General features: G+C 64.6%; 21 protein-coding genes and 1 tRNA gene. 9 read left to right on the top strand and 13 right to left on the bottom strand.

Annotated features, from left to right (window positions below; translation table 11 throughout):
• Positions 1-21: 21 nt before the first annotated feature.
• A complete protein-coding gene (locus tag LZ538_RS03910; protein ID WP_249830680.1) occupies positions 22-1,755 on the top strand; it encodes a cytochrome c biogenesis protein DipZ in 1,734 nt (577 codons plus the stop codon).
• A gap of 32 nt (positions 1,756-1,787) precedes the next feature.
• Here the strand turns inward: LZ538_RS03910 and LZ538_RS03915 are convergent, their stop codons facing one another.
• Together LZ538_RS03915 and LZ538_RS03920 are read right to left on the bottom strand one after the other, a co-directional pair.
• The gene (locus tag LZ538_RS03915) at positions 1,788-3,050 is read right to left on the bottom strand and encodes an aspartyl/asparaginyl beta-hydroxylase domain-containing protein (protein WP_249830681.1); all 1,263 of its coding nucleotides are present in this window, start codon (positions 3,048-3,050) and stop codon (positions 1,788-1,790) included.
• A 48-nt stretch (positions 3,051-3,098) separates the two neighbouring features.
• Positions 3,099-3,189, bottom strand: a tRNA-Ser gene (locus tag LZ538_RS03920).
• Between the two features lie 86 nt (positions 3,190-3,275).
• On the opposite strand from LZ538_RS03920, the gene LZ538_RS03925 reads away from it, so the two are divergent.
• The 3 genes from LZ538_RS03925 to LZ538_RS03935 are packed head-to-tail and all read left to right on the top strand — an operon-like array spanning position 3,276 to position 4,836.
• On the top strand, positions 3,276-3,674 hold the full coding sequence (locus LZ538_RS03925; protein WP_249830833.1) for a metallopeptidase family protein: 399 nt from the start codon (positions 3,276-3,278) through the stop codon (positions 3,672-3,674).
• Positions 3,671-4,222 carry a heme ABC exporter ATP-binding protein CcmA gene (gene ccmA, locus LZ538_RS03930; RefSeq protein WP_249830682.1) on the top strand — a complete coding sequence of 184 codons (552 nt, stop codon included), beginning with the start codon at positions 3,671-3,673 and terminating at the stop codon, positions 4,220-4,222. The genes LZ538_RS03925 and ccmA overlap by 4 nt, the downstream gene beginning before the upstream one ends.
• Before the next feature lie 11 nt (positions 4,223-4,233).
• Positions 4,234-4,836 (top strand): heme exporter protein CcmB, encoded by a 603-nt coding sequence (locus tag LZ538_RS03935; RefSeq protein WP_249830834.1) that lies wholly within the window; start codon positions 4,234-4,236, stop codon positions 4,834-4,836.
• Here the strand turns inward: LZ538_RS03935 and LZ538_RS03940 are convergent.
• Genes LZ538_RS03940 through LZ538_RS03970 form a run of 8 tightly spaced genes read right to left on the bottom strand, consistent with a single transcriptional unit; the run spans position 4,833 to position 10,298 of the window.
• Positions 4,833-5,696, bottom strand: coding sequence for a class I SAM-dependent methyltransferase (locus LZ538_RS03940; protein ID WP_249830683.1), 864 nt, complete (start codon positions 5,694-5,696; stop codon positions 4,833-4,835). The genes LZ538_RS03935 and LZ538_RS03940 overlap by 4 nt on opposite strands.
• The gene (locus LZ538_RS03945; protein ID WP_249830684.1) at positions 5,693-7,000 is read right to left on the bottom strand and encodes a M16 family metallopeptidase; all 1,308 of its coding nucleotides are present in this window, start codon (positions 6,998-7,000) and stop codon (positions 5,693-5,695) included. The genes LZ538_RS03940 and LZ538_RS03945 overlap by 4 nt, the downstream gene beginning before the upstream one ends.
• Positions 6,916-7,512, bottom strand: a complete 597-nt coding sequence (locus tag LZ538_RS03950) for an SURF1 family protein (RefSeq protein ID WP_249830685.1) — start codon at positions 7,510-7,512, stop codon at positions 6,916-6,918. The genes LZ538_RS03945 and LZ538_RS03950 overlap by 85 nt, the downstream gene beginning before the upstream one ends.
• Complete coding sequence (locus LZ538_RS03955) at positions 7,509-7,862, bottom strand: DUF983 domain-containing protein (RefSeq protein ID WP_249830686.1); 354 nt, start codon at positions 7,860-7,862, stop codon at positions 7,509-7,511. The genes LZ538_RS03950 and LZ538_RS03955 overlap by 4 nt, the downstream gene beginning before the upstream one ends.
• 7 nt (positions 7,863-7,869) lie before the next feature.
• A complete protein-coding gene (locus LZ538_RS03960) occupies positions 7,870-8,688 on the bottom strand; it encodes a cytochrome c oxidase subunit 3 (RefSeq protein ID WP_249830687.1) in 819 nt (272 codons plus the stop codon).
• A 34-nt stretch (positions 8,689-8,722) separates the two neighbouring features.
• Complete coding sequence (locus tag LZ538_RS03965) at positions 8,723-9,226, bottom strand: cytochrome c oxidase assembly protein (protein ID WP_249830835.1); 504 nt, start codon at positions 9,224-9,226, stop codon at positions 8,723-8,725.
• A 38-nt stretch (positions 9,227-9,264) separates the two neighbouring features.
• On the bottom strand, positions 9,265-9,393 hold the full coding sequence (locus LZ538_RS13195; RefSeq protein ID WP_283937545.1) for a hypothetical protein: 129 nt from the start codon (positions 9,391-9,393) through the stop codon (positions 9,265-9,267).
• Complete coding sequence (locus tag LZ538_RS03970; RefSeq protein WP_249830688.1) at positions 9,390-10,298, bottom strand: heme o synthase; 909 nt, start codon at positions 10,296-10,298, stop codon at positions 9,390-9,392. Before LZ538_RS03970 ends, LZ538_RS13195 begins: the two co-directional genes overlap by 4 nt.
• Positions 10,299-10,379: 81 nt before the next feature.
• Between LZ538_RS03970 and LZ538_RS03975 the strand changes: the two genes are divergently transcribed.
• Positions 10,380-11,021, top strand: coding sequence for a peptidylprolyl isomerase (locus LZ538_RS03975; RefSeq protein WP_249830689.1), 642 nt, complete (start codon positions 10,380-10,382; stop codon positions 11,019-11,021).
• A gap of 9 nt (positions 11,022-11,030) precedes the next feature.
• Here the strand turns inward: LZ538_RS03975 and LZ538_RS03980 are convergent, their stop codons facing one another.
• The 3 genes from LZ538_RS03980 to coxB all read right to left on the bottom strand — a co-directional run bounded on the left by LZ538_RS03980 (position 11,031) and on the right by coxB (position 14,094).
• Positions 11,031-11,207: a hypothetical protein gene (locus LZ538_RS03980; RefSeq protein ID WP_249830690.1), complete on the bottom strand. Its 177-nt coding sequence runs from the start codon at positions 11,205-11,207 to the stop codon at positions 11,031-11,033.
• A 65-nt stretch (positions 11,208-11,272) separates the two neighbouring features.
• Positions 11,273-12,946, bottom strand: a complete 1,674-nt coding sequence (gene ctaD, locus LZ538_RS03985) for a cytochrome c oxidase subunit I (RefSeq protein ID WP_249830691.1) — start codon at positions 12,944-12,946, stop codon at positions 11,273-11,275.
• A 17-nt stretch (positions 12,947-12,963) separates the two neighbouring features.
• A complete protein-coding gene (gene coxB / locus LZ538_RS03990; RefSeq protein ID WP_249830692.1) occupies positions 12,964-14,094 on the bottom strand; it encodes a cytochrome c oxidase subunit II in 1,131 nt (376 codons plus the stop codon).
• 169 nt (positions 14,095-14,263) lie between these two features.
• Between coxB and pyrE the strand changes: the two genes are divergently transcribed.
• The 4 genes from pyrE to acpS are packed head-to-tail and all read left to right on the top strand — an operon-like array spanning position 14,264 to position 17,050.
• On the top strand, positions 14,264-14,848 hold the full coding sequence (pyrE, locus tag LZ538_RS03995; RefSeq protein WP_249830693.1) for an orotate phosphoribosyltransferase: 585 nt from the start codon (positions 14,264-14,266) through the stop codon (positions 14,846-14,848).
• Positions 14,845-15,927 (top strand): serine hydrolase domain-containing protein, encoded by a 1,083-nt coding sequence (locus LZ538_RS04000; protein ID WP_249830694.1) that lies wholly within the window; start codon positions 14,845-14,847, stop codon positions 15,925-15,927. The genes pyrE and LZ538_RS04000 overlap by 4 nt, the downstream gene beginning before the upstream one ends.
• Positions 15,924-16,646 carry a pyridoxine 5'-phosphate synthase gene (locus tag LZ538_RS04005; RefSeq protein WP_249830695.1) on the top strand — a complete coding sequence of 241 codons (723 nt, stop codon included), beginning with the start codon at positions 15,924-15,926 and terminating at the stop codon, positions 16,644-16,646. The genes LZ538_RS04000 and LZ538_RS04005 overlap by 4 nt, the downstream gene beginning before the upstream one ends.
• The gene (gene acpS / locus LZ538_RS04010; protein WP_249830696.1) at positions 16,643-17,050 is read left to right on the top strand and encodes a holo-ACP synthase; all 408 of its coding nucleotides are present in this window, start codon (positions 16,643-16,645) and stop codon (positions 17,048-17,050) included. The genes LZ538_RS04005 and acpS overlap by 4 nt, the downstream gene beginning before the upstream one ends.

A 17,050-nucleotide genomic window follows, 5' to 3' on the forward strand; every position in this document is an offset into this window, starting at 1 on the left:
TGAACCGGAGCAAAACCTTTCATGCTCATCCTATTGCTCGCCTACCTCGGTGGAATCCTGACGATCCTCAGTCCCTGCATCCTGCCGGTGCTGCCATTCGTCTTTGCGCGTGCGGACCGCAGCTTCCTGAAAAGCACGCTGCCGATGCTTGCCGGAATGGCGGCAACTTTCGCGCTCGTTGCAACGCTCGCCGCTGTAGGCGGCGGCTGGGCCGTCCGCGCCAATGCCATTGGCCGATGGGCCGCATTGATCCTGCTCGCACTGTTTGGACTGGCCCTGGTGTTCCCGGGGCTTTCCGATCGCCTGACGCGCCCGATCGTAGCGCTGGGCTCGCGGATGTCGGAACGTCAGCCCGGGGAAGAAGACAGCATCTGGTCATCCGTCGTACTGGGTATAGCGACAGGCCTGCTTTGGGCGCCCTGCGCCGGACCGATCCTAGGCATCATATTCACGGCAGCAGCATTCCAGGGCGCAGGGTTCAACACGACCCTGCTCCTGCTCGCTTATGCTCTCGGCGCGGCGACTTCGCTCGCCGCCGCGCTTCTGATCGGGGGCAAGGTCTTCGCCCGGATGAAGCGCTCTCTCGGCGCAAGCGAACGCATCCGCCAGATACTCGGCCTGCTCGTCCTTCTCGGGGTGGGCGCGATCGCGCTGGGGCTCGACACGCGGGTGCTCGCAAAGCTCTCGAGCGCGCAGACTGCGAGCATAGAGACCGGTCTCGCCCGCAAGCTCGGGATCGGTCAGGACATGGGCGAATCCAGCACGCGCACCAACGCAATGGGGCAGCTGGTCCTGCCCATCGAAGGAAGCCTGCCATCGTTCGACGGCCTGGGCCCTTGGTACAACAGCCCGGCGCTCACCAGCGGCGAGCTGAAGGGCAAGGTCGTGGTGATCGATTTCTGGACCTACAGTTGCATCAACTGCCTGCGCTCCATCCCGTTCGTCAAAGCGTGGGACGAACGTTATCGCCGCGACGGGCTCGTCGTGATCGGCGTGCATGCACCGGAGTTCGCGTTCGAGCGCGAGCCCGCAAATGTCGCCCGCGCGATCAAGGATCTCGGCATCAGCTACCCGGTCGCGCTCGACAACGGGTATGTTCTCTGGCGGGCGCTCAAGAACAATTACTGGCCTGCGCACTACTTCATCGATGCGCGTGGGCGCATTCGCTACCATCATTTCGGCGAGGGCGATTACGCCATGTCCGAGCGGGTGATCCGGCAGCTGCTCGCGGAGGCCGGACGTGCACCGACAGACGCGCAAATGTCGAAAGCCACCGGAAGCGGCGCGCAGGTCCAGGCGAATGTCGCCGATATCCGATCGCCCGAGACCTATGTCGGCTACGCGCGCGCAGACAATTTCGTGTCGCCGGGCGGCCTGCTGCGCGACGGCGCGAAGACCTATGCGAATGCACCGTTGGAGCTCAACGACTGGGCATTCGAAGGAAGCTGGAACGACGGCCGGCAAAGCGCCCGGTCGGTTGCAGCCGGCGCCAAGATCCACTTCCGCTTCCACGCGCGCGACCTGCATCTCGTGCTCGGCTCGGCAACCGGCAAGCCGGTGCGCTTCCGGGTCCTGCTCGACGGCCGCGCGCCAGCCGCCGATGCGGGCGTGGACATCGGGCCTGACGGCGGCGGCTCGGTGAAAGAGCAACGCCTCTATCAGCTGGTCCGGCAGAAGGGCGAAGTCCGCGATCGCACGTTCACGATCGAGTTCCTCGATCCGGGCGCAGAGGCCTTTGCATTCACTTTCGGGTGAGGTGACCAGCTGTCACGACGCACCTGAAGGACCTAGGCGCGGTGCGTGTCCGCCGCTTCGTAGAGCCGACAGATCATGGCCCGCTCATGTTCGCTGAGATACGGGTTCCAGACGTCGATGATCAGGACGGCGCGGTCGCGATCGCTGCGGTTCCATGCCTCATGCTCGATCGTATCGTCGAACGCGAAAGCGGAGCCTTCAACCCAGCTGCGCGTCTCGCCGCCCACTCTGAACTCGCACCCTTGAGGAACGATCAGCGGCAAGTGGACGACGCTTCGCACATTGGTCACGCCGGTGTGCGCCGGAATGTGGCTGCCGGCCTTCAATATCGAAAAGAAGACGTTCGGCGCGCGGCCCTTGATCTGGCAGATCGGCAGGGAGTCGAGCAGGGCAGCGGTGCGCGGGGCGCGATCACAAGCCTCATCGAACCTCTCGCCCTCCTTCCACAAATGGAAGGCGCCCCAGTCCAGCGATTTGTCGAGGCCCGACCATTTGTTCGCGGGCACTCCGGGCGGCAAGGAAATGTAAGGGGTGAGGCCTGGCCCAGGGTCGGCCAGGATGGCGTTGAGCTCGGCGAGGATCATGCCGGTGGCGGCCTCGAGTTGGTCCAGCCACGGGAAATGCTCGCGGTCGAAGAATTCGTCGGCAGGCAGGAACGGATAATGCAGACCCTCGCACTGATTGGTGTAGATCGGGCGCCGTCCAAGCCAGGCATCGGCGGCCGCTCGCATCCGCCGCTCATCGGGCGCCGTCGCGACGGCCAATTCGCCGGCGAGCGCTGTATCAACGGCATCGACGAGCGTCCGTTGCTGATCCTCGACATACTGCCGGGCGTGACCGAGGATCGCGGCGAACTCCTGCGTGGGATTATTGATTCCGGAGGAAAGGGCGAGGACGGCCGTCCAGCGCTCGGCCGCCGGGGTCTTTTCTCCCAGCCGCTCATGAAGCTCCGCTATTCGGACCAACGCAAGAAGGTCGGTTTGATCGATGGCGAGAGCTTTTTCGAGCGCAGCTCGCTCGCGCTCGGAATCGCCGAGAGTCCGGCGGGCGGCAGCGAGGTTGAGCCAATGCGATCGTTGGCCGGGCTCGCCCCTGCACGCGATTTCGAAATGCATTGCGGCGGTACCCGCGTCGCTGCGGGCCAGTGCGTCGGCCCCGAGCCAGTTACGCGCGGTCGGCTCCCCCTCGTCCATTGAGAGCACCGCTTCGAATAGCCGCCGCGCCTCGTCACGCAGGCCCGACTGCCCCGCGCGCTGCGCTTCAGCGAGATGCTGCCGGATGCGATCCGCCGACATCTTGGGATTGACGCAGAGCGGGCTGAGTCCGTCAAGAACCGACGAAAATGGCGGAGCGGGAGGGATTCGAACCCTCGATACGGTTTTGCCGTATACTCACTTTCCAGGCGAGCGCCTTCGACCACTCGGCCACCGCTCCGCATGCCAGGAAGGCGGCCCATGTAGGCAAGGCTGGCACAGTGGGCAACCTTGCAGCTGAAGGCGGCCTGCCCCTATGCCCCGGCCATGCGACGCTTCGGACCTTCGCCCACTGCAGACGAGATCGGCGCGATCGCACGCCAGACCCTGGAGTCATTGCCAAAGCAATTCTCTCGAAGCCTCGATGATGTCGTTTTGCTGGTCGAAGATTTTGCTGACGACGACACCCTGCGGGAGATGGGCATCGAGGATCCGTTCGATCTCAGCGGCATCTATGAAGGCGTCCCGCTGACCGAGCGCAGCGTGGACCAGTCGGGTACGTTGCCCGAACGCATCCGGTTGTTCCGTCGTCCGATCCTGGACGAGTGGGCTGACGGCGAGGACACGCTGGAACATCTCGTGGCCCACATCCTGATCCACGAGGTCGGGCATCATTTCGGGCTATCCGATGAGGACATGCACGCGCTCGAGGAAAGCATGGCGTGACGGCATTGCTGCGGTTCGACGACGTGGCGCTGAGGCGCGGCGGCCGGCTGCTGTTCGAGGGGCTGAGCCTCGACCTGCATCCAGGGGAAGCGTTGCACGTGATGGGGCCGAACGGCAGCGGGAAGTCCAGCCTCATCCGCTTGGCCGCCGGGCTTTTGCGCGCCGAGCGGGGGCGCGTGGATCGTGCCGCGCTGGCCCTTGCGAACGATGATCTTGCGCTCGACCGAGAGCTGCCGCTCAGAAGGGCACTCGGCTTCTGGTCGCGAGATATTGAAGCGCCGATGGAATGGCTTGGCATCGATCATCTCGCGCATGTGCCCGTGCGGCTGCTCTCGTCGGGCCAGGCGAAGCGCGCGACCATCGCACGTGTTGCAGCTTCAATGGCTCCGCTCTGGCTGCTCGACGAACCACTCAACGCGCTCGACGCGAAAGGCGGCGAATGCCTGTCCGTCCTCGTCGAGAAGCATCTCGCCTCCGGAGGCGCGATCGTCGCGGCATCGCACCAGTCCCTGCCGGGCAGGTGGAGCAAGCTGGAGCTCGGCGCGTGATCGCGGCGCTGATGGTCCGCGATATTCGGCGCGGGTTCACAGGAGGAGCATGGCTGCCGATCGCATTCTTCCTTCTCGTCGCAACGCTGGTGCCATTCGCGATCGGTCCCGACGCGAAACTCCTGTCACGCATCGCGGCTGGGGCGTTGTGGATCGCGGCACTGACGGCGGCGCTCCTGCCAATCGAACGGCTGATCGAGCCTGACCGCGCTGACGGTGTGCTCGACCAGCTCGCGATTCACGGCCTTGCCGAAGAAAGCATCGCCTTCACCAAGATCGTGGCGCACTGGCTGACCTTCGGGCCGCTGCTGCTTATCGCTGCAATTCCCGCCTCGGCCCTGTTGGCGATGGATAGGCCAGGCGTCGGCAAGGCGCTGCTGGCGCTTGCCGTCGGAACGCCCGGCCTCGCTTCGCTCGCGGTCGCGGTGGCGGCGGTCACCGCTGGGTTGCCGCGTGCCGGAGCGCTCGCGGGATTGCTGCTACTGCCGCTTGCGGTGCCTTTACTGATCTTCGCGGTCGGCGATGCGCTCTTGCTCGAAGTCGCCGTCTCGCTGGTGCTCACGGCTGGAGCACCCTTCGTTGCGGGCGCTGCGATCCGCGCTGGCCGCACCTAGTCCTTCGACCAACGCGCGAAGATTGCCGTGGGCAGCAGCAAGCCCCTCGCCTCTTCCCGCACAGCCATCTCACCCATCTCGACCGATCCGCCGAGGTCGTCGAGCACCTGCTTCACAAGCTCCCCAATCGCGAGCGCCGACATGCGCACCGCATAGACGGTGAGCACAAGGAAGCGACTGCGCTCGTCGAGCAGCTTGCGGCAGTCGGCGAGCAGCGGAGCCAAATTCTCCTCGAGTCGCCAAATCTCGCCATCGGGTCCGCGTCCGAACTTGGGCGGATCGAGCAGGATCCCGTCATATCGCCGTCCGCGCCTCACCTCGCGGGCGGTGAACTTGGATGCATCGTCGACGATCCAGCGGATCGGGCGGTCGCTCATCCCGGATAGTCGCGCATTCTCCCGGCCGTATTCGACCGACTTCTTGGAGGCATCGACATGGACGAGGCGTGCGCCTGCATCACTCAGCTGGAGGCTGCCGACACCGGTGTAGCCGAAGAGGTTGAGCACCTCGGCGTCGTCGGACCGCTCCCGCATCCAGTCCCATTGCGGCGCCATGTCCGGGAAGAATCCCAGATGCCGGAAAGGCGTCAGTTGCGCCGCGAACCTGACGCCGCCGCGCGACAACTCCCATTGAGCGGGCATCTGTCGGTGCTGAGTCCAGCGTCCGCCGCCTTCTTCGTCGGATCCGGGAGTGAAGGTCGCGTCGGGGTCCCAGTCGTCACGCGCTGGAGGCCACATCGCCTGAGGCTCGGGCCTGACGACCTTGAACCTCCCGTAGCGTTCGAGCTTTTGACCGTTGCCGCAATCGACCAGCTCCCAGTCGTCCCAGGGCTCAGCGACGAGAGTGGTCAGTTCGCTCACGCCGCGCGGACGGCTGGTACGCCGATGGTAGCGGTCGCCCGCGGACCTGAGAGCATCTTCGCCCCCGCAGTCCGAACCTGCTCCAGCGTGACGGCATTGAGCTGGTCCAGGACCTCCGTAGGCGTGACCAGCCGGCCGTAAACCGCAAGCTGGCGGGCGCAATAGGACGCCTGTCCCCATGGCGTCTCCAGGTGCATCATCAACCCGGCGGCCGCGCGCCGGCGTACCCGGTCCAGCTCGCGCTGAGTGATCGTATCGACGCTCTGGTCCAATATCTCCTCGATCAGTTGCGACGCGGCTGCGGCCTCGCGAGGCGAGGTGGCGGCATGCACGTAAAGCAGCCCGGTATCCGTGAAGGGATGAACCGACGAACTGACCGTGTAGGCGAGTCCCCGCTCTTCGCGCACTTCGTTGAACAGGCGAGAGGACGCGCCGCCGCCGAGAACATCGGCGAACAGCCGGCATGCAAAATAATCGTCAGCGCGTTCGGCCGGGCCTTCGAACCCGAACGTGATCTGCGCCTGTTCGCTGGCGCCCCGTCGGACGCGAACACCGCCGGTGAAATGAGCGCCAGTACCATGCTCGGCCTGGCCTTCCGGCAAGTGGGCCAGATGCTCATCGGCAAGGCGAACGAGATCGTCGTGGACGACCTTGCCGGCCGCGGCGACAATCAGATCGCCGGCCCGATAGTTCCGATCGCGCCAGTCGTGGAGATCGGCGGCGCTTATCCGTCGGATGCTCGCTTCGTCACCAAGGATTGAGCGCCCGAGCGGCTGATCGACAAACGAGGCGGCCCACAGCTCGTCGAAAATGAGGTCCGACGGCGTGTCGAGGACTTCAGCCAGCTCCTGCAGCACGACCTCTTTCTCGCGCTCAAGATCATCCGCGTTCAGGCGAGCGCGAAGGATGATGTCCGACAGCAACTCCATCGCGAGCGGGACATGCTCCGCCATAACGGCAGCGGTGTAGGAGGTGCCGTCCCGCTCAGTGCAGGCGTTCAACTCGCCGCCGACATCCTCGATAGCCTCATTGAGCTCGCGGGCGGAACGCTCTCCTGCGCCCTTGAACACCATGTGTTCGTAAATATGCGCGACGCCGTTCAGATGTGCCGGCTCATCGCGAGCTCCGCACGAGGCGAAGAGGCCGAGAGCCGCCGTCTCCAATCCCGGCATCTCGCGACTGACCACGCGAAGTCCGTTGCTAAGAGTGCTGAGCTGCATCACTTCGGTCGCGCTTCCTGTTTGAGCCGCTTCCTGGCCGCCATCCCATAGATAATGAGCGCGATTGTAGCGAAGCTGAACCACTGGATTGCATAAAGGCGGTGATTGTTCGGGATCGCAGCGGTCGAAGGCGGCGCACTCGGCTGCAGCCCCGGAGCCGGTGACGCGGCCACCAGGCGCATGCGCGTGCGCGAATCTGGTGCAATGATCCCGCTGACCGGGCCGCCGCGCCAGCTCGTGATTGCGTTCGGGTTTTTCGACCAACCGACTTCCACACTCATGCCGGGCCCCTCGGCCCCGGTGCTGCAATCGATCACCTGCACATAGCCAGGCTCGCCGCCTACGCTGTGGCCGGCGACGGCACGTTTGCCGACCGGACTCAAGCACACCCCGGTCGCATGCCGGAACAGAGGAAGCTGATCGTCGGCTAGAGGAGTGGTCGGCCAGGTGATCGGTGGCAGGCGTTGCGCCTGATCATAGCGCGCCAGCAGACTTTCCTTCCACGCCGCGCGGTGGAGCTGCCAGATTCCGAGCGCGACCATGAGTGCGACGGAGGCCGCGACAATGATCGTCGGAATGGCGAGCCGCCGCATCATTTTGCGATCCTGCCCTCGCGAGCGCGATGCCTGTATTCCTGTCCAAGCAGCCATGCCTTCGCGACCCGCAGGCCCCCGACAGTCAGGCCCGTCGCCACCGGAATCCAAATCAGATGCACCCAGATCGGCGGCTCGACGGCCGCATCGAGCACCAGGGCGCAAACGACCACGATCGCCCCCACGATTAGGATCAGGAAAGCCGCCGGGCCGTCCCCAACGTTGAAGTCCGCGAAATCCAGGGCGCAAGAGCGACACTTCGAAGCGAAGCGAACCCAGCCCTGAAAGAGGGTGCGAGCGCCGCAGCGGGGACAGCAGCCCGTGAGCGCCGCCGCGAGCGACGGTTCGCTCATGACCTTGTCAGCCGTGGGTCGGCGCGCCCCAGCCGCCCCACAGGTAGATGGAGGTGAAAAGGAACAGCCACACCACGTCCACGAAATGCCAGTACCAGGCGGCCGCCTCGAACCCGAAATGCTGCCGAGGCGTGAAGTCGCCCTTCATGGCCCGGAACAGGCAGACGCTGAGGAAGATCGTTCCAACGATCACGTGGAAGCCGTGGAAGCCGGTCGCCATGAAGAAGGTGGCGCCGTAGATATTGCCTTTGAACGCAAACGGCGCGTGGATGTACTCGTAAGCCTGGACGCTGCTGAACAGCAGCCCCAGCAGGATCGTCAGCAACAGCCCGAGCTTGAGCCCGTCGCGATCGCCGTGGATCAGCGAGTGGTGCGCCCATGTGACGGTCGTGCCCGAGCAGAGCAGGATCATCGTGTTGAGGAGTGGGAAACCCCAGGGATTGAGGACTTCGATTCCCTTGGGCGGCCATTGCCCACCGACCGCGTCGACGGTGGACGGGAAGAGTGAGGAATCGAAGAAGGCCCAGAACCAGGCAAGGAAGAACATCACCTCGGAGGCGATGAAAAGGATCATCCCATAGCGAAGATGAAGCTGGACGACGGGCGTGTGGTAGCCGGTGTGGGCTTCGCGGATCGTGTTCGACCACCAATTGTACATGGTGACCAGCACGCCGAGGATGCCGAGCGCAAACACGAACTTCCCGTAGGGATTTTCGTGCCACCACATGACGAGACCGCTGAACAGGAGTCCGCCGCAGACCGCACCGATAAGCGGCCACGGATCTGGATCGACCAAATGATAATCATGGTTCTTCGTCGCGGCCATTCGTGGGCTTTCCTCTTGATCCTTTGTGGCGGCTCTAGCGGGCTGTTCCGCCACTTTCCACAGGGTAAAATGTATAGCTGAGCGTGATCTCGTCGATGTCCTTCGTGTCCTCGTCGTTGAGGATGGCGGGATCGACGTAAAAGATCACCGGCATATCGACGGACTCACCGGCCTTCAGCGTTTGCTCGGTGAAGCAAAAGCACTCGATCTTGTTGAAATATTTGCCGGCTTGCGTGGGACTCACGTTGAAGACCGCCTGACCGGTGATTTCCCGGGCAGTCAGGTTCTTCGCGCGGTAGAAGATCTGCGTCCTGGCGCCCGGCGCGACGCGAACCGTCTCCTGCACCGGCTCGAACCGCCACGGAAGGCCCTTATCCACGTTGGCATCGAAGCGAACGCCGATATGGCCGGCCACGGCGCCCGGTGCTTTCTCGGCGCGCTGCGGAGTTCCGCCGAAGCCGGTGACCTGGCAAAACATCCGGTAGAGCGGCACCGACGCGAAGGCGAGGCCAACCATGGCCGCGACCAGCAGCGCCATCAGGAGCGCAGTCCGCGTGTTCCTTTGCGCGATGGCGGTCACCAGTTCATCCCCGTCTTCGCGATGGTGATGAAGAACAGCAGCACGACGAAGGCCCCCAACAGCAGCGCCAGTATGCGCGCGCGCTCGCGCTGGCGGCGGACGACCTCGTCTTCGTGCCTCATCATGCGATCCAGCGGTCCGCGACGAGGACAGTGAACAGGGCGAACAGGTAGAAGACCGAAAAAGCGAACAAATGCTTTTCCGGCTCCATTTGAGCTGGGTCGGTGGAGCGATTGGCCAGCACGCGCGCGGCGAGCACCAGAAAGACGAAGTTCAGGATGATTGCGCACACTCCGTAAATCGGACCCGCCAGGCCAAGGGGCCAGGGCGCGATCGCGGCTGCGGCCATCGGCAGGCTGTAAAGGAAGACCTGACGCCGGGTGGGCTCGATGCCCTTCACTACCGGAAGCATCGGGATTCCGGCGGCGGCATAGTCGGAGCGTACGAACAGGGACAGCGCCCAGAAGTGGGGCGGCGTCCACAGGAATATGATCGCGAACAGGAGTATGGCCAGCGCGCTGACCTGGCCCGTCGCGGCAACCCAGCCGATGAGCGGCGGGAAGGCACCCGCACCTCCGCCGATGACGATGTTCTGGGGCGTCCTCGGCTTCAGCCAGACGGTGTAGATCATGACATAGAAAAGGATCGACGCGGCGAGGAGGACTGCCGCCAGCCAATTGGTCGCCAGCCCCATCAGGACGACGGAAAAGCCGGCGAGTCCGACGCCGAAATGCAGAGCGGATTGACGGTCCATGCGCCCGGCCGGGAGCGGCCGCTTGGCGGTACGCCGCATCTTTGCATCCAGCTCGACCTCATACCATTGATTGAGCGCTCCGCACGCGCCCGCGGCGAGCGCGATGCACAGGATCGCTGTGAAGCCCAGCACCAGCGGCGGAAGAGCCGGAGCAACCAGCAGTCCGCACAGTGCTGTGAACACAACGAGGCTCATCACGCGCGGCTTGGTCAGCGCGAGTATGTCGCGCCAGTCCGCCGGCAAAGCGGCTGGGTTGGTCATCTCGATGGCGGGCATTTGCGGGTGCCTATAAGGGCTTGGCCGAGGGAGGAAAAGACCGCCTGGAAACGTTCAGCATAGCCTTGCTATGCCCGCGCCATGACGATGCGTATCCTCGCCGCCGCGCTGCTCGCGGCCCTGCCAGCTCCGTTGCTCGCTCAAGCCGCGCCGGCGGCGGTAGCGGAAGCCGCCTCGCCGGCCGAAGACCTCGTGCCGGTCGCGATCGAAACCAGCCTGGGCAGGATGGTCATCGCGCTCGATCGAGGGCACGCGCCGGCTACGACCGCCAACTTCCTGAAGTATGTTGATACCCACCGCTTCGATGGCGAGACCTTTTACCGCGCGATGCACCAAGAGGGCGGAGGCGGGTTGATCCAGGGCGGCATCCTCAGCGACGCCCGCAAGCTGTACAAGCCGGTCGCTCACGAACCGACGTCGCAAACCGGCCTCAAGCATGTGGCGGGCGCAGTCTCCATGGCCAATGCGGGGCCCGGCACCGCAACCGCCGGCTTCTTCATCGTGATGTCAGACATTCCCGGCCTGGACGCCGGCGGACCGGGCGGCGATGCGAACGGCTTCGCAGTGTTCGGACATGTCGTCGAAGGAATGGATGTCGCGAAGACGATCTTCGATGCACCCCTGTCGCCGACCAAGGGCGACGGTCCGCTAAAGGGTCAGATGCTCGACCCGCCAGTGAAGATCAGCAAGGTATCGCGGATCGATGCACCCGCTGCGAAGTAATGCTCGCGCCTAAAGCGAGCTAGGATCGTTGGGCTGCTTCCCGCCGAAGACTAAAGCGAGGGCCTCGTAGCGCTCGGCCATTTCGCTGTGGATTTCCGCCACCTTCGGGTGGGTTGCGCGGTCGCTCATCGCTCGCTCGTGAAGCTCGCGATCGGCGAAATAACGGGCTTCGATTTCTTCGGGCATTTGAGGGCGGGAACGCGGAACCGCGCCTGCGGTTCCGCGTGCCAGTATTTCCCCCGAACGACCGCCTAGTCGATCCGCGGAAGCGTCGAAAACTGGTGGAAGGGCGGCGGGCTGCTGAGCGTCCACTCGAGCGTCGTCGCACCCTCGCCCCACGGGTTCGCGGGAGCCTTCTTTCCGGCCGCGAGCGACCAGAACAGGTTGATGAAGAACACCGCCACGCCGGCGATGGTGATCATGTAACCATAGGTCGCGACCTGATTCCATTCGGTGAAGGCGGGCGTGTAGTCGGGGATACGCCGCGGCATGCCGTCGAGCCCCAGGAAGTGCATCGGGAAGAAGACGGTGTTCACGCCGATGAACATCAGGAAGAAGTGAATTTTCCCGAGGAACTCGTTGTACATCTTCCCGCTCATTTTCGGGAACCAGTAATAGAAGGCCCCGAACAGCGCGAAGACCGCGCCGAGGCTGAGCACGTAGTGGAAGTGCGCGACGACGTAATAGGTGTCGTGCATGTAGTTATCGACGCCGCCGTTCGCGAGCACGACGCCGGTGACGCCGCCAACCGTGAACAGGAAGATGAAGCCGATCGCCCAAAGCATCGGCGTCTCGAATGTCAGCGAGCCGCCCCACATGGTGGCGATCCAGCTGAAGATCTTCACGCCGGTCGGGACCGCGATGATCATGGTTGCCGCCGTGAAGTACATCTTCTCGTCGACGCTCATGCCCGTGGTGAACATGTGGTGCGCCCAGACGACGAAGCCGACGACGCCGATGGCGACCATCGCGTAGGCCATGCCGAGATAGCCGAAGACCGGCTTGCGGCTGAAGGTCGCGACGATCTGGCTGACCATGCCGAAGCCCGGCAGGATCATGATGTAGACCTCCGGGTGGCCGAAGAACCAGAAGAGGTGCTGGTAAAGCACCGGGTCGCCGCCGCCCGAAGCGTCGAAGAAGGTCGTCCCGAAGTTGCGGTCGGTCAGCAGCATGGTGATGGCGCCGGCGAGCACCGGCAGCGCCAGCAGCAGCAGGAACGCGGTCACCAGGACCGACCACACGAACAGCGGCATTTTGTGCAGGGTCATGCCCGGCGCGCGCATGTTGAAGATGGTGGTGATGAAGTTGATCGCTCCGAGGATCGAGCTCGCGCCCGCAAGGTGAAGCGAGAAGATCGCCATGTCGACCGCGGGGCCCGCGGAGCCCGAGGTCGATAGCGGCGCGTAGACCGTCCAGCCGGTGCCCGCGCCCAAGCCGGTGCCACCCGACACGAACGAAGAGCCGAGAAGCAGCAGGAAGGACGGAACGAGCAGCCAGAAGCTGATGTTGTTCATGCGCGGGAACGCCATGTCCGGCGCGCCGATCATGAGCGGCACGAACCAGTTGCCGAACCCGCCGATCATCGCCGGCATGACCATGAAGAAGACCATGATCAGTCCATGCGCGGTGATGAGCACGTTCCAGTGGTGCGTCCACTCGTCGAAGTTCGCCGTGCCCGCGCCGATCGGCCAGGCCTTGTTGAGCACCTGGATGCCCGGCTCCATCAGCTCCCAGCGCATGATGCCGGAGATCGCGCCGCCGATGACCCCCGCGATGATCGCGAAGATCAGGTACAGCGTGCCGATGTCCTTGTGGTTCGTCGACATGAACCAGCGGACGAAGAAGCTCGGCTTATGGTCGGCGTCGTGATGCGCGTCATGCGCTTCGTGCGGCCGGAGATGCATTGAGTCGGCGGTGGTGCTCATGGATACGCTTTCGGGTCCTAATTCTGTGCGGTCGCGGGCTGGTTGGTCGCAGGCTGTTCGATGGCCGCTGCCGTGTTCGGTGCGGTGGCGGCAGCTTCGGTAGACGGAGCGGCCGCGGGCGCAGCCGCCGGCTTCGACCCGGGCATGGCACCGCCCTTCGACGCGACCCAGGCGGCGAATTGCGCCTGCGGCACAACCTCGACCGCGATCGGCATGAAGGCATGGCGCGCGCCGCAAAGCTCCGAGCATTGCCCGAAATAGACGCCCGGCTTGTCGACCTTGGCCCAGGTCTCGTGAAGCTGGCCGGGGTTCGCGTCCATCTTCAGCCAGAAGGCCGGGACGGCGAAGCTGTGGATCACGTCGTCGGCGGTGACGAGGAACTTCACGACCTTGCCTTGCGGGATGACGATCCTTTGGTCGACGGCCAGAAGCGGCGGTCCGTCCGCATCCGTACGCGCCCTCTGGTTTGGCTGCCGCGTCGGATCATTCGCTTCCTTCAGCATGTAGCTGTCGAAGTTGACCCCATGATCGGGATATTCGTAGCTCCAGTACCATTGGTGGCCCGTGACCTTGATCGTCACGTCCGCCGGCGGCGGCGTATACTGGTGGCGAAGGAGCCGGATCGACGGGATTGCGATCGCGACCAGGATCAGCACCGGCACCAGGGTCCAGATGACCTCGACCGCCGTATTGTGCGAATTACGCGAAGGCGTCGGATTCGCGCCGCGGCGATAGCGGATCATCGTCCACAGCAGCAGCCCGAGGACGAACACGCTGATGATCGCGCAAAGCGGCAGCAGCCAGTTGTTATGAAAGGACGCGGCCTCCTCGCCGATCGGCGTCACCTGCTCCTGAATGCCTTTCCGGCCTAGGATGGGAACGCCAAGATCCTTGGCGGCCGGCGTCTCCTTGTAGGCGCCCAGGCTGTTTGGCGGCGTAGCCATCGTGGTCGGGCCCGCTGCGGCGGATTGTTCCGAAACAGGAGCCGTCGGCGCATCCGCCTGTACGGCGTTCTGGGCAGTTCCGCCCGGAGGTGTGGCGCTTGGAGCAGGCGCGGCAGCAGCCGGAGCCGCCGCGGGCGGCGTCTGGGCCGCTGCAGGTGTAAGCCCGGCCGCGGCCAAGGCGATCGCCCATCCAATCAATCTCATCTTCACCCCGGTTGCGGTCGTTGGGACTGGGAGCGCGAGGTGCCGCGATCCCGTGTTTGGGCCGCTCTATAGGCGCGGCTTTACAGAGCCTCAAGCGGGACTTGGAGGAGGTGTTGAAGCACGTGTTCGCGCGGCCTATTGCGCCATCCTGACAACAGCCGGAGCGGCAATGACCGACGACGAGATCCTCGCAGAGTTCCGCGCCGCCGACGCGCTGCTTGAAGGCCATTTCATCCTGTCTTCCGGTCTTCGCAGCCCGCGCTACCTGCAATGCGCGCGCGTGCTGATGGATCCGGCGAGGGCGGAGCGGCTGGCGCGCGCGCTGGCCGCCAAGCTTCCCGCCGACCTGCGCGAGCGGATCGACGCGGTCGTCTCGCCGGCCATGGGCGGGGTCATCATCGGCCATGAAATGGGACGGGCACTCGGCAGGCCGGCGATGTTCCTCGAAAGGCCGCAGGGCATATTCGAGCTCCGGCGCGGCTTCCGCATCGATTCCGGCACCAGGGTCCTGATGGTCGAGGACGTGGTCACGACCGGCCTTTCCTCCCGCGAGGCGATCGAGGCGGTGCGCGCCACGGGCGGCGAAGTGCTGGCTGAGGCAGCGCTGGTCGACCGCTCCAGCGGCAAGACCGATCTCGGTGTCCCATTCCATCCGCTGATCCGGATCGACGTGCCGACATACGAAGCGGACTCCGTGCCGCCGGAGCTCGCCGCAATTCCTGCCGTGAAGCCGGGGAGCCGCGCCGCAGCATGAAGCGCGGCACATTAATTGGCATCTCGATTATCGTGACGGCCGCGCCCTGGCAGGCCGCCGCAACTCCGTCGGACAGTGTCGTCCGGCAAGTGCGGTCCCGCGCAGACAAGGCAGCTTTCGAGGGCGCAATCCTGATCGGAGAGAAGGACGGCAGCCGCTCAGTCCTGACCCTGGGCAAAAATCCCGTGCAGCCAGGCGCAATATGGCGCTGGGCATCGATCACGAAACAACTGACCGCTGTTCTCGCCATGCAGGAGGTCGCGCGAGGCCGCCTCGACCTCGATGCTCCCGTTTCCCGATATTGGCCCGACTGGAAGGCGCCGGCAGCATCCAGGATCCGAATTCGCGACCTGCTGCTTCATAACAGCGGCCTTCCCCAGCCCGACGAGAGCAAGGCGGATCCTGACGGGGTACCGGCTTTCTACCGCAGCGGCGCGGTCGCGCCCGCAATCAGCGCAGGCGCCTTTTGCGCCGGCAAGCCGCGCGCCGAGCCGCCGGCCAAATTTGAATATAACAATTGCGACAGCATCGTCCTGGCCGAGGTACTGGCGAGGGTTACGGGCAAGCCCTTCGCGCGGCTGCTACAGGAGCGCCTCTCAGAGCCCCTCGGGATGCGCAGCGTGGGGATCTTCAGGGTCGACCAGCCTGCCGCAAGCCATGTTCGTCCCAATGGCGAGTTTTCGAAGGAGGACGCGCTTCTGAACCTTGGCGTCTACGGCGCTTCGGGCGGCGCCTACGGCACAATCGCAGACCTTTGGAAATTCGATCATGCCCTCCTCGGTGGACGGCTGCTGCCGCGGTCGGCTCGCGAAACGATGTGGAAGAGCGACAAGTCCAACGGCTTCTATGGCTTCCACCAGTGGATCTATCCGTCGAGTTTGAAGGGCTGCGGCAAGCCGGTCCGGATCGTCGAACGCCAGGGGCTGGTCGGGGGCATCGAGCTTCGCAACTATCTGCTCCCCGAAAGCGGGCGCGGGCTGATCATGTTCAGCAGGCACCGGCCGACGAACCTCGGGGACCCATGGGAAAATAAAGGCTTCGCCTTCGATCTGCTATCAGCCGTGGCGTGCAGGCGATGAAGCTGCGGCTGGGCGTCAACATCGACCATGTCGCGACGATCCGGAACGCGCGCGGCGGCGATCATCCCGATCCGGTGCGCGCGGCGATCCTGGCGGCCAAGGCGGGCGCGGACGGCATTACCGCGCATCTTCGCGAGGACAGGCGGCACATCACCGACAATGACATCGACCGGCTGATGGCCGAGATCGACCTGCCGCTGAATCTAGAGATGGCAGCGACCGAGGAAATGCTGGAAATCGCACTGCGACACCGGCCGCACGCCGCCTGCATCGTCCCCGAAAAGCGCGAGGAGCGCACGACCGAAGGTGGCCTGGACGCTGCGGGACAACACAATCATCTCGCTTATTTCGTGGACAAGCTGGGCGCGGCGAACATTCGCGTCAGCCTCTTCATCGAGCCGTCCGAGGAACAGGTTGCAGCTGCCGTTCGTCTGGGCGCGCCCGTCGTCGAATTCCATACTGGCCGGTATGCGCATCTCGACGGGGAGGCGCGCGCCAATGAACTGACGCGTATCGCCGATTGCGCGGCGCTCGCCGTCAAGAACGGGATCGAACCGCACGCCGGCCACGGCCTGACCTTCGACAATGTCGTGCCTGTCGCCGCAATCCCGCAGGTTGCCGAGCTCAACATAGGCCATTTCCTGATCGGCGAAGCGATCTTCACCGGCCTCGATGCAAGCGTCCGCCGAATGCGCGAGCTAATGGACGCGGCAAGATGATCGTCGGCATCGGATCTGATCTCTGCAACATCGAGCGGATCCAGAATTCGCTCGATCGCTGGGGCGACAAATTCCTGCAGCGCGTGTTCACCGACGTCGAGCGGGCGAAAGCCGCGCGCCGGCCGCACACGATCGCCGGCACCCTGGCCAAGCGGTTCGCGGCCAAGGAAGCATTCTCGAAGGCGGTGGGCACCGGGTTCAAGCGCGGCGTGTTCATGAAGGACATCGGCGTCGTTAATCTGCCGTCAGGCGCGCCGACGCTACAGCTCACCGGCGGTGCCAAGGCGCGGCTTGACGCCCTTGCGCCGGAAGGCCACGCCATCGACATACATTTGACGATGACAGACGATCACCCATGGGCGCAGGCCTTTGTCATCCTGACCGCCCGAAAGCTGGAGCCCTGA

Origin of the sequence: Sphingomonas hankyongi, assembly GCF_023516575.1 — a bacterium.
Lineage (GTDB): Bacteria > Pseudomonadota > Alphaproteobacteria > Sphingomonadales > Sphingomonadaceae > Sphingomicrobium > Sphingomicrobium hankyongi.

Bases quoted from the DNA above. Each gene is read 5' to 3' on its own strand.
- LZ538_RS03970 (WP_249830688.1), bottom strand. From the start codon at position 10,298: ATGCCCGCCATCGAGATGACCAACCCAGCCGCTTTGCCGGCGGACTGG.
- LZ538_RS03950 (WP_249830685.1), bottom strand. From the start codon at position 7,512: ATGATGCGGCGGCTCGCCATTCCGACGATCATTGTCGCGGCCTCCGTC.
- LZ538_RS03925 (WP_249830833.1), top strand. From the start codon at position 3,276: ATGCGACGCTTCGGACCTTCGCCCACTGCAGACGAGATCGGCGCGATC.
- acpS (WP_249830696.1), top strand. From the start codon at position 16,643: ATGATCGTCGGCATCGGATCTGATCTCTGCAACATCGAGCGGATCCAG.
- ctaD (WP_249830691.1), bottom strand. From the start codon at position 12,946: ATGAGCACCACCGCCGACTCAATGCATCTCCGGCCGCACGAAGCGCAT.
- LZ538_RS03965 (WP_249830835.1), bottom strand. From the start codon at position 9,226: ATGGCGCTGCTGGTCGCGGCCATGGTTGGCCTCGCCTTCGCGTCGGTG.
- LZ538_RS03915 (WP_249830681.1), bottom strand. From the start codon at position 3,050: ATGTCGGCGGATCGCATCCGGCAGCATCTCGCTGAAGCGCAGCGCGCG.
- LZ538_RS03955 (WP_249830686.1), bottom strand. From the start codon at position 7,862: ATGAGCGAACCGTCGCTCGCGGCGGCGCTCACGGGCTGCTGTCCCCGC.
- LZ538_RS03935 (WP_249830834.1), top strand. From the start codon at position 4,234: ATGGTCCGCGATATTCGGCGCGGGTTCACAGGAGGAGCATGGCTGCCG.
- LZ538_RS03960 (WP_249830687.1), bottom strand. From the start codon at position 8,688: ATGGCCGCGACGAAGAACCATGATTATCATTTGGTCGATCCAGATCCG.
- LZ538_RS03910 (WP_249830680.1), top strand. From the start codon at position 22: ATGCTCATCCTATTGCTCGCCTACCTCGGTGGAATCCTGACGATCCTC.
- pyrE (WP_249830693.1), top strand. From the start codon at position 14,264: ATGACCGACGACGAGATCCTCGCAGAGTTCCGCGCCGCCGACGCGCTG.
- LZ538_RS04000 (WP_249830694.1), top strand. From the start codon at position 14,845: ATGAAGCGCGGCACATTAATTGGCATCTCGATTATCGTGACGGCCGCG.
- LZ538_RS03975 (WP_249830689.1), top strand. From the start codon at position 10,380: ATGACGATGCGTATCCTCGCCGCCGCGCTGCTCGCGGCCCTGCCAGCT.
- LZ538_RS13195 (WP_283937545.1), bottom strand. From the start codon at position 9,393: ATGATGAGGCACGAAGACGAGGTCGTCCGCCGCCAGCGCGAGCGCGCG.
- LZ538_RS04005 (WP_249830695.1), top strand. From the start codon at position 15,924: ATGAAGCTGCGGCTGGGCGTCAACATCGACCATGTCGCGACGATCCGG.
- coxB (WP_249830692.1), bottom strand. From the start codon at position 14,094: ATGAGATTGATTGGATGGGCGATCGCCTTGGCCGCGGCCGGGCTTACA.
- LZ538_RS03980 (WP_249830690.1), bottom strand. From the start codon at position 11,207: ATGCCCGAAGAAATCGAAGCCCGTTATTTCGCCGATCGCGAGCTTCAC.